The 15,253-nt window shown below is 44.4% G+C and carries 13 protein-coding genes; 5 read left to right on the top strand and 8 right to left on the bottom strand.

All coding sequences use genetic code 11. The features are described 5' to 3' along the window. Nucleotide 1 precedes the first annotated feature (1 nt). The gene (locus DCO16_RS07890) at nucleotides 2-991 is read right to left on the bottom strand and encodes a Bug family tripartite tricarboxylate transporter substrate binding protein (RefSeq protein ID WP_173943139.1); all 990 of its coding nucleotides are present in this window, start codon (nucleotides 989-991) and stop codon (nucleotides 2-4) included. 241 nt (nucleotides 992-1,232) lie between these two features. Between DCO16_RS07890 and DCO16_RS07885 the strand changes: the two genes are divergently transcribed. From DCO16_RS07885 to DCO16_RS07870, 4 genes are read left to right on the top strand one after another with little or no spacing between them, the layout of a single operon-like run. Continuing rightward, on the top strand, nucleotides 1,233-2,240 hold the full coding sequence (locus tag DCO16_RS07885; RefSeq protein ID WP_173943138.1) for an Ldh family oxidoreductase: 1,008 nt from the start codon (nucleotides 1,233-1,235) through the stop codon (nucleotides 2,238-2,240). A 31-nt stretch (nucleotides 2,241-2,271) separates the two neighbouring features. Continuing rightward, complete coding sequence (locus tag DCO16_RS07880) at nucleotides 2,272-2,553, top strand: UxaA family hydrolase (RefSeq protein WP_173943137.1); 282 nt, start codon at nucleotides 2,272-2,274, stop codon at nucleotides 2,551-2,553. Nucleotides 2,554-2,593: 40 nt separating this feature from the next. Then, nucleotides 2,594-3,766, top strand: coding sequence for a UxaA family hydrolase (locus DCO16_RS07875; protein WP_173943136.1), 1,173 nt, complete (start codon nucleotides 2,594-2,596; stop codon nucleotides 3,764-3,766). A 7-nt stretch (nucleotides 3,767-3,773) separates the two neighbouring features. Then, entirely contained in the window at nucleotides 3,774-4,493 is a 720-nt protein-coding gene (locus DCO16_RS07870) for a GntR family transcriptional regulator (RefSeq protein WP_173943135.1), read from the top strand. On the opposite strand, the gene DCO16_RS07865 is transcribed toward DCO16_RS07870, so the two are convergent. Both DCO16_RS07865 and DCO16_RS07860 read right to left on the bottom strand, forming a co-directional pair. Continuing rightward, entirely contained in the window at nucleotides 4,490-6,220 is a 1,731-nt protein-coding gene (locus tag DCO16_RS07865; protein WP_173943134.1) for a cobaltochelatase CobT-related protein, read from the bottom strand. The genes DCO16_RS07870 and DCO16_RS07865 overlap by 4 nt on opposite strands. Nucleotides 6,221-6,236: 16 nt before the next feature. Beyond that, nucleotides 6,237-7,172, bottom strand: a complete 936-nt coding sequence (locus tag DCO16_RS07860; RefSeq protein ID WP_254598129.1) for an AAA family ATPase — start codon at nucleotides 7,170-7,172, stop codon at nucleotides 6,237-6,239. A 195-nt stretch (nucleotides 7,173-7,367) separates the two neighbouring features. On the opposite strand from DCO16_RS07860, the gene xsc reads away from it, so the two are divergent. Next, nucleotides 7,368-9,176, top strand: coding sequence for a sulfoacetaldehyde acetyltransferase (xsc, locus tag DCO16_RS07855; protein ID WP_173943132.1), 1,809 nt, complete (start codon nucleotides 7,368-7,370; stop codon nucleotides 9,174-9,176). 65 nt (nucleotides 9,177-9,241) lie between these two features. Here the strand turns inward: xsc and DCO16_RS07850 are convergent, their stop codons facing one another. Genes DCO16_RS07850 through DCO16_RS07830 form a run of 5 tightly spaced genes read right to left on the bottom strand, consistent with a single transcriptional unit; the run spans nucleotide 9,242 to nucleotide 15,224 of the window. Then, nucleotides 9,242-9,811, bottom strand: coding sequence for a nitroreductase family protein (locus DCO16_RS07850; protein ID WP_173943131.1), 570 nt, complete (start codon nucleotides 9,809-9,811; stop codon nucleotides 9,242-9,244). A gap of 16 nt (nucleotides 9,812-9,827) precedes the next feature. Further along, nucleotides 9,828-10,763, bottom strand: coding sequence for a dimethyl sulfoxide reductase anchor subunit family protein (locus DCO16_RS07845; RefSeq protein ID WP_173943130.1), 936 nt, complete (start codon nucleotides 10,761-10,763; stop codon nucleotides 9,828-9,830). Then, the gene (locus DCO16_RS07840; RefSeq protein WP_173943129.1) at nucleotides 10,763-11,419 is read right to left on the bottom strand and encodes a 4Fe-4S dicluster domain-containing protein; all 657 of its coding nucleotides are present in this window, start codon (nucleotides 11,417-11,419) and stop codon (nucleotides 10,763-10,765) included. The genes DCO16_RS07845 and DCO16_RS07840 overlap by 1 nt, the downstream gene beginning before the upstream one ends. Beyond that, nucleotides 11,416-14,304 (bottom strand): molybdopterin oxidoreductase family protein, encoded by a 2,889-nt coding sequence (locus DCO16_RS07835; protein WP_173943128.1) that lies wholly within the window; start codon nucleotides 14,302-14,304, stop codon nucleotides 11,416-11,418. Before DCO16_RS07835 ends, DCO16_RS07840 begins: the two co-directional genes overlap by 4 nt. Nucleotides 14,305-14,312: 8 nt before the next feature. Further along, entirely contained in the window at nucleotides 14,313-15,224 is a 912-nt protein-coding gene (locus DCO16_RS07830) for a bifunctional enoyl-CoA hydratase/phosphate acetyltransferase (protein WP_254598021.1), read from the bottom strand. Nucleotides 15,225-15,253: the final 29 nt, after the last annotated feature.

Here is a 15,253-nt window from a genome sequence, read left to right as displayed (position 1 = left end):
ATTATTGCGCCTTAATATTGCGCGCCTTAATCACTTTTTCCCAATTGGCCGACTCATTTTTAATCTGTACTTCCAGATCTTTTTGGCTAGTAATAATGCCAGTCAAACCGTTAAGCTCAAGACTCTTGCGCATTGCATCTGACTCCAAAGCTTTTTGGGTTGCCGCAGAAATTTTTTCTACGATTGCTTTAGGCGTTCCAGATGGCGCTGCTAATGCAAACCAGCCAAGATTAACGAATCCAGGGATGGCTGCTTCAGAAACTGTTGGTACCTCTGGTAGTTGAGTGACACGCTTGCTGCTCGTTATTGCTAGCGCTTTAATTCTTCCAGCTTTTGCAAATCCAGCTGCTGCGGGAAGGTTACCAACCATAAAGTCAATTTGGCCAGACACTAAATCGTTCATTGCTGGAGCTTCACCTTTATACGGCACATGCGTTGCATTAATACCTGCTGCATAGTTGAAATTTTCACCAGCCATGTGCACTTGACTGCCAATACCAGCTGAACCAAAAGTCAGTGGCTTGGTTTTTGCTAGGGCAATTAACTCTTTTAGATTATTGACTGGTAGATTTGGGTTAACAGAGACCAACATGGGGCCGCCAGCTACAGTCGTTATGTAGGTCAAATCCGTCATGTAATTGAGAGGTAACTTCTGATAGAGATGCGGATTAACAGTCATCATACTGCCGGAGGCTAGCAATAATGTGTAACCATTTGGCGGCGCATTCGCTACTATTTCTGCGCCAATATTGCCGCCGGCACCACCTTTATTTTCAACGATGACGTTTTGACCCAGTACGGTTGTCATTTGTTGCGCCAGAATTCGCCCAAGAATATCGGTCGTTCCACCAGGTGCGAATGGAATGATGAGCTTAACCGGTTTATCTGGCCATGATTGAGCTTGAGTAGTCAGTGGTGCAGCAATACTCGCCAAGATCCCAAGGGAAATCAATGTATTACGTAAATTATTAAAAATTACCTTTTTAAACATTTTGCTTCTCCATCGTTAAATTATTTGCTCATCATTTCTAGGCAATGTGAGAGCCTTTTATCCAGCCAATACTGCTTATCCTTGCAGGTCATTTAAATCATCTATATGATGTTGCAATGTCATCTATTCTGAACGCTGTGTTGATTCCAAGTCAAGTCATAGAAACCCTGCATTCTAAGCATAGGGTTGTTTGCCACCATAGCTACTTTGTTGCATTGCAAAATAGATTTGGGAGCTACATTTGAATCTTTCTTATCAAGACATGGTTAAGTTGGCCTCGAAAGGTCTAGAGGCGGCAGGTATTGGTGAAAAAGCTGCCCTGGAGACTGCTCAATTTTTAGCTCTGGCTGAATTAGATGGTTTGGCGTCTCATGGATTAGCTCGTGTTTCTCAATATGCCAGTCATGCCATCAATGGCCGCATTGAGCTCGCACCAAAAATTAAAGTCCGCCCTTACAAGAGTTCTGGTGCATTGGTCGATGCTCGTGATGGACTAGCTTTTCCAGCCCTACGTTTTGCGACTGATTTATCAGTCAACCTAGCCTCCAAGACTGGAATAGGATTGGTTGCTGTGACTAATAGCCATCACTTTGGGGTGGCTGGACATTTTGTTGAGGCTGCTGCCCGTGCGGGCTATATCTCCCTGCTGTTTGGTAATACCCCTGCTGCCATGCCAATGATTGGCGGAAGCAAGGCTATTTTTGGAACTAATCCTATCGCTGCGGCTTTTCCTAATACCAATGGTGATCCTCTTGTGATCGATATGTCGCTCTCAGCAGTAGCACGCGGTAAGCTACTCGTCGCCGCTAAGAAAGGGGAGTCCATACCTGAGGGGTGGGCCCTCACTGCAGATGGTCAACCTACTACTAATCCACAGGAAGGATTGAAAGGGTTGATGGTTCCTTTGGGTGGTGATAAAGGTGCCTTGCTTGCATTGATGATCGAGTTGCTCGTAGTTGGTTTATCGGGCAGCCGCTTTTCATATGAGGCAGATTCCTTTTTTGATGCCCGCGGCAATCGACCTCGAATTGGTCAGTTATTAATAACTATTGACCCAGGGCTTTCTGGTGGGGCGAAATATCAAGATAGATTTAACGACTTTTTAAAGGTACTGACAGCTGATAAAGGCATCCGATTACCAGGTCAAAGACGTTTTAAGCAGCGCAGTCAAGCTCTAGCCTCTGGCGTTGTGGTAACCGAGCAAGTAGTTGGGGAGATACAAGATGGTATTACGAGATCTTGGAAGTAATTTATTTTGAAAAATTAATAAGGAGAAGCAAATGATTCATTTTGTCGTGCATGAGCCAGGAGACGTTGTTGGCGTTATCGTGGTTGAGGGTATTAAAGCTGGTACGGATTTGGTGGGCTGGGTCATGGAGGGTGATAGCACAGTGAACATCAGATCTGAAAGTGATATTCCAATCGGACACAAGATCGCGTTGCAAGACCTTAAGTCTGGCGACACCATCATTAAGTATGGCGTTGATATTGGTAAGGTAGTTGCCCCAATTAAAAAAGGGGAGCATACCCATGTTCAAAATGTCAAAACTAAGCGTTGGTAAGCCACACACGTGTTCATTACGATATTCAGAAAGTTAGAAAATGATTAATTTAAAAGAAGCTAGTTTTATGGGTTACCGCCGTGAGAATGGGCGTATGGGCATTCGCAATCATGTCATCATCTTGCCATTAGATGATCTATCCAATGCTGCATGTGAAGCGGTGGCAAATAATATTAAAGGGACTATTGCAATCCCACATCCCTATGGGCGTCTGCAGTTCGGCGCAGACCTTGATCTCCACTTTAGAACGTTAATTGGTGCAGGTTGCAACCCTAACGTTGCAGGTGTCGTGGTTATTGGTATTGAGTCGCAATGGACTGGCAAGGTTGTTGATGGGATTAAAAAATCTGGTAAACCTGTCGAAGGATTCTGGATCAGCGGTAATGGTGATACTTCAACCATTGCCAGTGCCAGCAAAGCGGCCTATGCCATGATGAAGCACGCTTCCAAGCAACAGCGAGTTTCGGCTCCATTATCTGAGCTATGGGTTTCTACCAAGTGTGGTGAATCCGATACGACATCTGGCTGTGGATCTAATCCATCTGTCGGAAATGCATTTGATAAGTTATATGAAATTGGCGCTACCTTAGTGTTTGGTGAAACTACGGAGCTTACTGGCGGTGAGCATTTGGTTGAGGCACGTTGCCGCACCCCTGAAGTTAAGGCTAAATTTCGTCATATGTTTGATCGCTACCAAGATGTTATTGAGAAGAATAAGACCAGTGATTTGTCTGACTCACAGCCAACCAAAGGAAACATTGCTGGAGGCCTGACAACTATTGAAGAGAAGGCACTCGGAAATATTCAAAAGATTGGTAAAAAGTGCATTGTCGACGGAGTATTAGATAAGGCAGAAACTCCATTGATTCCAGGTTTACATTTTATGGATTCATCCTCTGCTGCAGCTGAGATGGTTACCCTGTGCGCAGCTTCTGGTTTTGCTGCTCACCTCTTCCCAACTGGGCAGGGTAATGTCATTGGTAATCCGATATTGCCGGTAATTAAACTATGCGCTAATTCAAAGACAGTCCGCACTATGTCCGAACACATTGATGTCGATGTATCCGGCATCTTGCGCCGTGAGGAAACTCTGGATAGCGCTGGTGATAAGCTCATAGACGCACTCTTAAGAACAGCAAATGGTGAGTTAACTGCAGCTGAGATTTTGGGCCATCGCGAATTTGTCATGACCCGTTTGTATGAGTCTGCATAGGTAGTCGATGAAATCTTTGGCAGCTTATCAAGAAGTTAAAAGTAAGATCACCGAAGATTTAGTCAGAGGTCGATTTCTGATGGGAGAACCTCTCCCATCAGAAAAAGATCTTGCCAAGGAGATGGATGTATCTATTGGTACCTTGCGTAAAGCTTTTGATGAGCTGGTCTCCGAAGGTATTGTTGTTAGGCGACAGGGAAAAGGCACCTATATTGCTGAACATGATGCAAAACGCTTACTGTATTATTTTTTTCATGTGGTTCGATGGGATGTAGATAAAAAAATCTATCCACGTGTTGAAACAGTGTCTTTTGATGGCGCATTAGCTAGTCATGAAGAGGCTCATAAGCTGGGTTTGAAAGAAGGCGCTCCTGTTTGGCGAGTTGTCAACCGCTTATTCTTGGTGGATGAGTGCGTAATGATTGATCACATCACGCTAGATAAGAAGAGATTTAAAGGTCTTACTCAGAGTACATTTGAAAAACGGGAAGGTAGTATTTACCAGCTATATCAAATGCGCTATGGGCAGTCCGTTGTTAAAACGCATGAAAGAGTACGTGCTACTTTAGCAGGCAAGCAGCATGCTTTATGGCTAAAGCTGAAGCCAGAGTCTCCAGTGCTGCAGATTCGTAGAGTGGCGATCAATATTCAAGATGAACCACTCGAGTGGAGAATTTCTACGCTAAATACAACAAATCATGAATACTTTAATGAACTACTTACCTAGACAATTTTCGATTTAAACTCTTTGGCCCAGTGAATAAGTCGTTCGGTTGTATTGTCTTTACTTAAATCCCAACTCAATCTATTTTTAAAATGTGCTCGTAGCTCTTCGCCGATGCCACACCCCCATAATTCTAGATGAGGCTGATGCTGACACCAGGTCACTGCTTGTAGTAAATGATTTTTCAGAAATTCTTCACCATTAGCCTCAATCGTAGCGCGATCCATGGGGCAGCCATCTGAAAAAAGAATAAGCTTTTTATTTGAGCTTTTATTGGCATCGCTCTTTTGTAAACGTTCTGCTGCCCATAACAGTGCCTCCCCATCAACACTTTCAGCATAAATTTCAGGCCTTAAGAGCGCTGCAATACCAGCCCTTGATCTTCGCCAGTTGGTCTTAAAATCTTTAAAGATCCAATGGGCTCGTTCATTTAGGCGCCCAGGATTTGCTTCCTGCCCGCCTTTCCGCCACTCTTTAAAGGGTCTGCCACCTTGCCAACTATTAGTACTGTAGCCAAGCACTTCAGTTTGAATGCCTGCCTGCTCTAGGATCCTTACTAGGGCATCTACGCTGCAAGCAATTTGGGTGCGCTGCTCTTTCATGGAGCCGGAGCAATCGATGAGAATGGCAACTTTTGCACATATCTCAATATCTTTAGAAAGTTGCTTATTAAGAGCGGGTTGTAATGGAGACGTGACAGAACGGATTAAATAACGTCGATCAAGCAATCCTTCAGACTCAGTGATTTGCCATTTTTTAGGAACGGATCTAAAAAAAATTTGTTGGTATAGGCGTGTGAGTTTTGCCCAGGGAATAGTTTGGGCAGCTATTGCGCAGTTCAACTCTTCCTGATAAATAGCTAACTGTGCGGGTCTGATCTTTTTCTTTGCTTCAATCTCGGTATCGTAAGCTGAGCTGAAGACGTGATATTTACCGAGAGATTGCTTAAGGAAATGATTTTTTTCAACGAGGGATTGACCGGGAGATGTCGTACTTATTGCAGGGTTGCTTTTCTGCGGCGGCACCCATTCAATTTTTAGAAAAGCGCTACTGTGCTGCTTTCGTTTTGTTCGAATACTGGGATTATGTCGATATTCTTCATCGATCAGCTGGGCAACAAGCTTAACTATCTCGTTGGATATTTTTGCGTAAGCTAATTGCTTATTTCGATGTCTTTTAAGCTCAACTAGCAAGCCTCCCATGCCATCTGCAATGCCGGCGCGAGTAGCCTCCACAATATCTTGTAAGAGTTGTGGGATTTCATGGCTGTTTAGCTTCATCCATACTGTTGAAAATACGGTGATTAACAAGAGCCCAATACTGCCTTCTACTCCCCCAGTTGCAATAAATTGCTGCATCCAAGCTACAAATTGGGTCTGCATATTTTGCTTACTACCCTTATAGCTATCCGGGCAAATACTTTCCACTCGGATTTGCTCTAATACTTCAAATACAAGTGATTCCACCATGCCCTCGGGGCTTAGTGATTGATGTAACTTGACGTCAGAGTATCGTAAGCGCATAGCAATACCATCAAGCACTCCTCTTGGCTCAGTCCAGTCTGTTTTTAAACTATCTAAATGCAGGTGAGGCGCTATGCTCCCATATGGTTCGGCTCGGTAAAACAACTGCCAGTCCCTGATTTGGGCGGTCACATTCCCCGATAGGGATCTAATGATGGCGCCATATTGCTGTTGTTGCTCGACATCGTTGTGAGTTTGGCTTTGCACAGGGCCCGTCTAATGCTTATGAAGTTGACGACTGTTTTAAATAGAGTTCACTGGAGAAGCAGCGTTGAAAGTATTCTGCAACCAACGCTTTTTCTTCAGTTTCACATTTATTTAAAAATGCTAAGGTAAATGCAAGCTGAAGATCTTTGAAAATGCGCCAATTTTCACCCCAAGTAATGAGGGTTCTGGTAGACATGAGTGTGGATAGATCGCCTGCTTCAAATCCTTTTCTAGTGAGATTGGCAAGTGCAATCATTTGGCCTGATTGTTCAGAAGAGAGCTCGGGAACTTTTGCCAGCAAAATCTTTTGTTCTTCAATTGGCTCTAGGTAGTCGAGTGCAGCAACGATATCCCACCGATCCATTTGTCCATGATTCAGTAATTGGGTACCTTGGTATAGACCATTCCAATTACCTAGACCGACGGTATTGCTAGTAGCAAATATTCGGAAGGCAGAATGGGGTTTGATTACTCTATTTTGATCGAGGAGAGTAAGTCGTCCCTCACGTTCCAGCATGCGCTGAATTACAAACATGACATCTGGCTGACCAGCATCATATTCATCTAGGATCAGTGCGATTGGGCGCTGCAGACTCCAGGGAATTAAACCTTCCTGAAAGCGGGTGATTTGTTTGCCATCTTCAATGGCAATCATGTCTTTACCGATGAGGTCCATGCGGGTAATTTGCCCATCGAGGTTAATCCTTAAGCAAGGCCAATTGAGACGTGCCGCTACTTGTTCAATATGGGTAGATTTTCCAGTGCCATGCATCCCTTGCAACATCACTCTGCGGTTATAGGCAAATCCAGCCAAGATAGATAAACTAGCCTCAGGATTCAGTTGATAGGCAGGGTCTGATTCTGGAACTAGGTCTGATGCATTACTAAAAGATGGAATCGAAAAATCGGCAAATCCCTTGCATTCTGGGAAAGCGGAATGCAGGGTAACCATTTGATCAGGTTGAAAACAGGATAAATCACTTGATGAGGGGCTTTCAGCCATTTTTACATCCCTTTAGAAGTCTTACTGTCTTGTGAAATATATTCCATATTGGGGTTTATATGCTTGACTTTATGAAAATTAAGCCATTATTATGACTATTGTAGAACAAAACGTTCCGTTTAATTGAATATCTAGGAGAGCTTTATGTCTAAGTCCGGCGCTAATTTACCTACTGGCCCACAAAAAATGACCCCTTCCGAAGCCTTTGTGGAAACCATGGCTGCAAATCAGGTCACTGATATTTTTGGCATTATGGGCTCGGCTTTTATGGATGCTATGGACATATTTGCCCCCGCAGGAATTCGTTTGATTCCAGTAGTGCATGAGCAAGGTGGTGCACACATGGCTGATGGCTATGCACGTGTTAGTGGTCGTCATGGTGTGGTGATTGCCCAGAATGGTCCTGGTATTAGTAACTGTGTCACAGCTATTGCGGCGGCTTACTGGGCACACACTCCAGTGGTGATGATTACCCCAGAAACAGGCACCATGGGTATGGGTTTGGGAGGCTTTCAAGAAGCTAATCAATTACCGATGTTTGAGGAGTTTACGAAGTACCAGGGGCACGTGAACAATCCAAAGCGAATGGCCGAATTTACAGGGCGTTGCTTTGACCGGGCCATGTCGGAGATGGGGCCAACCCAATTAAATATTCCCCGTGATTATTTTTATGGTGAAATCGAAGTAGAAATTCCACAGCCAAATCGATTGGATCGCGGTCATGGTGGCGAAAAGAGTTTGGATGAGGCAGCTGAACTGTTAGCTAACGCAAAGTTCCCAGTGATTATTTCTGGTGGTGGAGTGGTGATGGGGGATGCGGTTGAGGAGTGCAAGGCTCTCGCAGAACGTTTGGGCGCGCCAGTAGTTAATAGCTACTTACATAATGACTCTTTCCCAGCCAGCCATCCTTTATGGTGCGGCCCACTGGGCTATCAAGGCTCTAAAGCGGCCATGAAGTTAATTGCTCAGGCTGATGTCGTAGTCGCCTTGGGCTCTCGTCTTGGACCGTTTGGAACATTACCTCAACATGGTATGGACTACTGGCCTAAAAATGCCAAGATTATTCAAATTGATGCAGACAATAAAATGCTGGGCTTGGTGAAGAAAATCTCAGTAGGTATTTGTGGAGATGCCAAAGCAGCTGCGATTGCCCTTACAAAGCGTCTGCAAGGCAAAACCTTGGTATGTGATGCCTCTAAAGCTGAGCGCGCTAAAACCATTGCTGCAGAAAAAGCATCATGGGAAAAAGAGCTTGATGAGTGGACTCACGAAAAAGACTCTTTTAGCTTGGATATGATTGAAGAGCAAAAGAAAGAGAAGACACCTACCGGTGGTAATTATTTACATCCACGCCAAGTGTTGCGTGAGCTTGAAAAAGCAATGCCTGCGGATGTCATGGTATCCACTGACATTGGCAACATTAACTCTGTTGCTAATAGTTACCTCCGTTTTGAGAGGCCTAGAAGCTTTTTAGCCCCCATGAGTTTTGGAAACTGTGGCTATGCATTGCCAACAGTGATTGGTGCCAAGGCTGCAGCACCAGAGCGTCCAGCAATTGCTTATGCTGGTGATGGTGCATGGGCTATGAGTATGGTGGAAATTTTGACTGCTGTGCGTCATGACATTCCAGTAACTGCAGTGGTGTTTCATAATCGTCAATGGGGTGCTGAGAAAAAGAACCAGGTTGATTTTTATGGCCGTCGGTTTGTTGCTGGCGAGTTAGAAAGCCCAAGCTTTGCAGCAATTGCTCAATCGATGGGCGCTGAGGGTATAGTGGTAGATCAACTAGATCAAGTAGGTCCCGCGCTAAAGAAGGCTGTGGAGATGCAGATGAAAGAAGGCAAGACTTGTGTAATCGAGATTATGTGTACTCGTGAACTCGGTGATCCATTCCGTCGAGATGCCTTGTCTAAGCCAGTACGCTTCTTGGATAAATATAAAGATTACGTATAAATTAATCTTGTTGCATGAAAAAGCCCAGCTTCTAGCTGGGCTTTTTACTGATGTAAAAATATCGATTAGAAGATAGAGTGATACTCAGAAAGACTTGGCCTAATACGATCCAGTTTATTTTTCAGCACCGTTCCAATCGTAATAAAGCAGATGGGCTCTTCTTCGCTAGAGAGTTGAAAAAGCATCCGAATTCTGTCGCTTTGCAGTGCTCTACCGCTTGACAACCCAGAGCCAAATCCAAGAGCATAGGCACTTAGAAGGATATTCTGGATAGCACAACCAAGAGAGATTAATTTCTCCTGTTTGCTGATGTCACTATTGAGGTCTTGGTAATTGGCAATAGCCAAGAGCAATAATGGCCCACGAAAAGCTTTTTCTCTTGCTTCTTGAAGTTGAGCTCTGGTAGCGTTTGTATCGCGATCAAATAAACATTGGGAAAAGACTTCACCTAAAGCGGATCGACTACTTTCTTGTATCTCAATAAAGCGCCACGGAACCATCCTGCCATGATCAGGGGCGGCATTTGCCGCTAATAAGATCTGCTCTTTTTGATTGGTATTAGGGCCTGGCTCTACCAGCCTCTTTGGAGATACATGGACTCTGCCATGAATCAGTTTTTCCGCGAACACATCCATTGCTAAATAGTTTTACTTAAGAAACCCTTTGGTAGTACAAGTTTTGGGGATGATTTGCCTCCGCAAAGAACATCCATCTTTCAGCAAGTAAGCCCGCTATATGAATAAATAGTACTAAAGCGATTACACCGATATTGATCGTATTTATACTAATTGCAATGAGGATCATAGGTAGTACGTAAGCACACAAAAGAATGATCTTACGAATGTTGCTGATAACACGATCTGTTTGATGATGAAAAAATTCTCGAGTATTAAAACTGCCACCCATCAATCCCATCGAGGTTTGTCGAATAGGGTTACCTTTAATCCCAGTCGCTGTGGCTAAATTAGAGATTGGTTTCAGACCTTTGTTACGACGCCAGATCCATAGCTTCAGATTAAGAGATACAAATAAGAGACAAAATATAGCGATCGATAAACCACTATCCTCTAAGCCCTCAATCGGTTTATTCCAAATAAGTAGGAGCAGTTCTAGAAGAATCAAGCCGGAAGTCATGCCCAAAAGGGTAAAGTTAGTGAGGGTTGAAGGGTGCGACCACTCTTGAATAAAACGGATGCATTGATAAATTTTGGCAGTACATACCCAAAGAATGATTGTCATGATGAGTAGTGCGAGCCAAAGCCATTGAGGTACTTCACTTATAAAGGCATAGAAATAAATTAAGCATGTGATGGCTATTAGTGCGGGTAGCGCAATCACCTCTCTAGACAGCCAAGAGGTTCTCCACATCGTGGCGGCACGCCATGCACGTTCAGGGTGACCTAAGTGAAAAAACGATGCCACTAAGCCCAACGCAAGGAGTCCTAGGCTCATCGGTAAGGCAAGATGGGTTAAAAATGCTGTAGGTAGAACTGGGGTGAATAAGTTAAGTAGGGCTGCAAAAAATAGTAAGCCTTGAGCTAAGCCAGCGAGGGTTGTGAAAAAAATGATCGAGAATTGTGGGCGCATTAACTATCGCTCCTTGCCGCTTCAATCGTTTCCATAATGGATCGGGGTAAATAGTGATTGGCAGGTTGCGTTTCCCATTCTGGCATCAAGGCGTATCCTGAGCGCTCGGCAATAGCTTTACTAGCATCCGATTCTGGATCATGGATATCGCCAAAAATACGAGCACTCGTTGGGCAAGCCATGACACAGGCAGGCTTTCTTTCGGATTCAGGCAGAGTTTCGCTATAGATTCGATCAACACACAGAGTGCATTTTGTCATTACTTGACGTTCTTGATCAAGCTCTCGAGCGCCATAAGGGCAGGCCCATGAGCAGTAGCTGCAGCCAATACACTTATCGTAGTCAACCAAGACAATGCCATCTTCTTTGCGTTTGTAGCTTGCTCCAGTAGGGCAGACGGGCACGCAAGGGGGCTCCTCACAGTGCAAGCATGATTTAGGAAAGTGGACGGTTTGAGTATTGGGAAAGGTGCCGGCTTCAAAGGTCTGAACGCGATTAAAGAAGGTGCCGCTAGGGCTTGCGCCATAGGCATTGAGATCGGTCAGTGGTCCGGCGGATCCTGAAGTGTTCCACTCTTTACAGGAAGTCACGCAAGCATGACAGCCAACACAAACATTCAGATCAATAACGAGGGCAAGTTGTTTAGTAGAGCTCACTTTGTTTCCCCTGATTTTTTGAGTGACATTCCAGGAACTTCAAAGGCCTTAACTTGAGGCCAGGTTTCCAAGGGTTCATTTTCATCTGCAGGAGCCAACCGGACTCTCACGTCATACCAGCCTGCTTGACCTGTAATGGGATCAGAATTACTGACTTTAAATCCGCCCAAAGATAGCTCCTCTGAGATGAGGTGGTTCAATAGGAAGCCTTTTTTGGATTCATCAGCATCACTGCTAAGACTCCATGCAGATTCAGCTTTACCAATAGCATTCCAAGTCCACACTGTTCCTGGATCAACTGCCTCGGAGTGTCTCGCCATACATCTCACCTTACCCCATTGGGATTCAATCCACATCCATGCGCCATCGGCAATACCAGCATTAAGCGCAGTTTGCGTATTGACGTACAAGTAATTATGGCTGTGGATTTGTCTTAGCCATGCATTTTGAGAATCCCAAGAGTGGTACATCGCCATGGGACGTTGCGTGATTGCATTCAGGGTAAATTTATTTAAATCTGTTACTTCATCTTCAAGAGGCGGATACCAAAATGGCAATGGATCGAAATATTTAAAGATACGTGCTTTAAGATGCTCTGGTGGTTGCGCGCCGGGGCGCTTACCGGTTGATGCCAGTCTAAATTTTTGCAGAATATCTGAATAGATCGCAATCATGATGGGATCATTCTTTTGTCTCAGAGCATTTTCTTTTGAGAAGTCGAGATATCCTTTATTCCAGTTGCGCATGTACTGATGCTCTTTTGGCATGTGGTATTGATGAACACAATTATTTTCCTCATATTTTTTCCACTGGTTAGCATTGGGCTCACCTTTTAGAGGTTTATCCCCATTCTCGCCTCGCCATCCACCTAGAAATCCTACCCCTGAATCCGGGGCGGTCTGAAAGCGAGTAATGAAGTCTGGATAGTCTTTAAACTTCCTGTCTCCATCTGGCGTTGTAAATGCTGGAAACTTTAAACGTGAGGCTAGCTCAATCAATACTTCTTGGAATGGCTTACATTCTCCTAGAGGCTCTAATACGGGAATACGCACAGAGTCGACAGGGCCATCAAATTCTGAGATTGGCCGATCCAACATACTCATGACATCATGGCGCTCAAGATACGTAGTGTCAGGTAGAACTAGGTCTGCAAAGTCCACCATTTCAGATTGGAATGCATCACAGACGACTAGAAATGGGATCTTAAATTCACCATCTTCATTTTTGGAGTTGAGATGATCTCGTACTTCCATAGTATTCATGGTGGAGTTCCATGACATATTTGCCATGAAAATCATGAGTGTATCGATAGAGTAGGGGTCTCCCTTGACCGCATTGGTGATGACGTTATGCATTAATCCATGGGCTGCTAATGGATGCTCCCAAGAGTAAGCTTTATCAATTCGCAATGGTGTGCCTTGAGAATCTAAAGCGAGATCCTCTGGTTGGGTAGGCCAACCTAATGGTGGCTTTGCCAAAGGCGTATTGGGCTTAATATCATTTTCGCAAGAGGGTGGCTTGGCGTTGGGCGGTACTTGTCTTGGATAAGGCGCCTTGTGGCGAAAGCCTCCAGGACGATCAATGGTACCGAGCAAAGACATTAAGACTGCCAATCCGCGGGTCGTTTGAAAGCCATTAGAGTGTGCTGATAATCCACGCATCGCATGAAATGCTACTGGCCGGCCGATCACAGAGTCGTGCTTCTCGCCCCATGAGTCCGTCCATGAAATAGGCAAAGAAAACTCTTGGCCAAAGGCGGTATCAGCCATCTCTAGTGCAAGCTTACGAATTCTTTCCGCTGAAATACTCGTAATAGCAGCAGCCCATTCAGGCGTTGTTTCAAGAACTTGTCTTCTGAGCAACTCAAATGCAGGAACCACCTTTTTACCTTGATGTGGACCGGGGCCCATGATGTATTCACCCAATAATGCGGGCTTAGTCCCTGAGGCAAAACATGCTTTAGCACTTTGCGACTGTTCGTCCCAAATGTATTTATTGTGTGGCAAATCCGTATTAATCGGATCTGAATCTGGATCATACAAAAACAAACCTTCTTCTGGACCTGAATCCATACAAACCAGTTGGGATGAGTTGCTGTAACGCTTTAAGAAGGGCGCATCATATTTTTCAAGGCGGATAAGTTCATGCATTAATGCCATGAAGAGAGCGCCGTCAGTACCCGGCTTAATCGGAATCCACTCATCTGCAATCGCAGAGTAACCAGTCCTAATCGGATTGATCGATATAAAGCGCCCACCATCTCTTTTGAATTTTGATAAGGCAATCTTCATTGGATTACTGTGGTGATCTTCAGCAGTACCAATCATGACGAATAATTTAGCTTGATCGAGATCAGGCCCACCAAATTCCCAGAAGCTGCCGCCGATGGTGTAAATCATGCCTGCCGCCATATTGACGGAGCAAAATCCGCCATGAGCTGCATAGTTAGGAGTCCCAAATTGTCTAGCAAACAAACCAGTTAGCGCTTGCATTTGATCGCGACCTGTAAATAGCGCAAACTTTTTAGGATCTGTGGCACGAATCTTTGCTAGACGTTCCGCTAAAATTTCGAATGCCTTATCCCAGCTGATGGGTTCAAATTCTCCGGCACCTCTATCACTCCCAGCCTTTCTTAAAAGTGGTTGAGTGATACGAGCAGGCGATTTTTGCTTCATGATTCCAGCTGAGCCCTTAGCGCAAATCACACCTTTATTGAGGGGGTGATCAGGATTGCCATCTATATAAACCAATTCACCATCTCGTAGATGAGCACGAATACCACAACGGCATGCACACATATAACAAGTAGTTTTTTTGATTTCAGTTGCAGGTGCCTGCTTATTAATGGGATCGTGAACTGGATCGTTCGAAAAGATTTTGAACATAAATTGACTCAATGATTAGAAGGTTTAGCGAGCAAAATAGCCATCGCAGTAGAGGCTACTCTAGAGAAGACGGAATCAGATCTAGAGGTAAGAATAATAGGTACTTGAGCGCCCAAAATAGCTCCAGCACATTCAGCACTGGCCATATAAATGAAGGACTTATAAAGAATATTCCCCACTTGTAAATCTGGCACTAAGAGCAAATCCGGATCTCCAGCCACTTGTGAATCGATACCTTTTATTTTGGCTGACTCTAGAGATATGGCGTTGTCAAAGCCAAAAGGCCCTTCAATAATTGTGTCAGGAAAAATAGGGTTGATCTGATGGGCATCAACAATTTCCTTTGCATCAGTAGTCGATTGCATAGCAGGATTAATCACCTCTGTCGCCGCAATAATAGCTACCTTAGCATTTTGAATTCCAAGCTTATTGAGAGCATTCAAACTATTAGAAAGTATTTCTCGTTTGAGTGCGGCATTCGGGGCAATATTGACCACTGCGTCACTCACACCGATAAGTTTATGGTACCGCGCCAGTTCAAATAAAAATAGATGACTGATTCTATTGGCAGTGCGCAATCCATCCCGACTCACAATAGATCCCATGAGATCTTCAGTATGTAGGGAGCCCTTCATCAAGGCCAACAGCTTGCCCTCTTTCACCATTTGCACTGCTTTTTTGGTTGCCTCTATAGGGTCATTGGGGGTGTCAACAATTTCAATGCCAATTAAAGATAGATCTTTACTTTCGGCGAGCTTGTGAATGAGATCTTTTGGCCCAATTAAGATGGGAATACATAGTTGTCTTTTAATAAGCTCAAAGACTGTCTCAAGCGCTGGGATACTCAGTGGATATACAACTCCAAGAGGCAGTTCGCTTTTGGCATCATTGATCATCTTCTCTAAAAGCGGGTATTCCACGTTGAACTTTATCCTTGAGGGTTATCGTG

It is taken from the genome of Polynucleobacter antarcticus (assembly GCF_013307245.1).
GTDB lineage: Bacteria > Pseudomonadota > Gammaproteobacteria > Burkholderiales > Burkholderiaceae > Polynucleobacter > Polynucleobacter antarcticus.
Note: the sequence above shows the minus strand (reverse complement) of the source record. Positions and strands in the feature narration are given on the sequence as shown.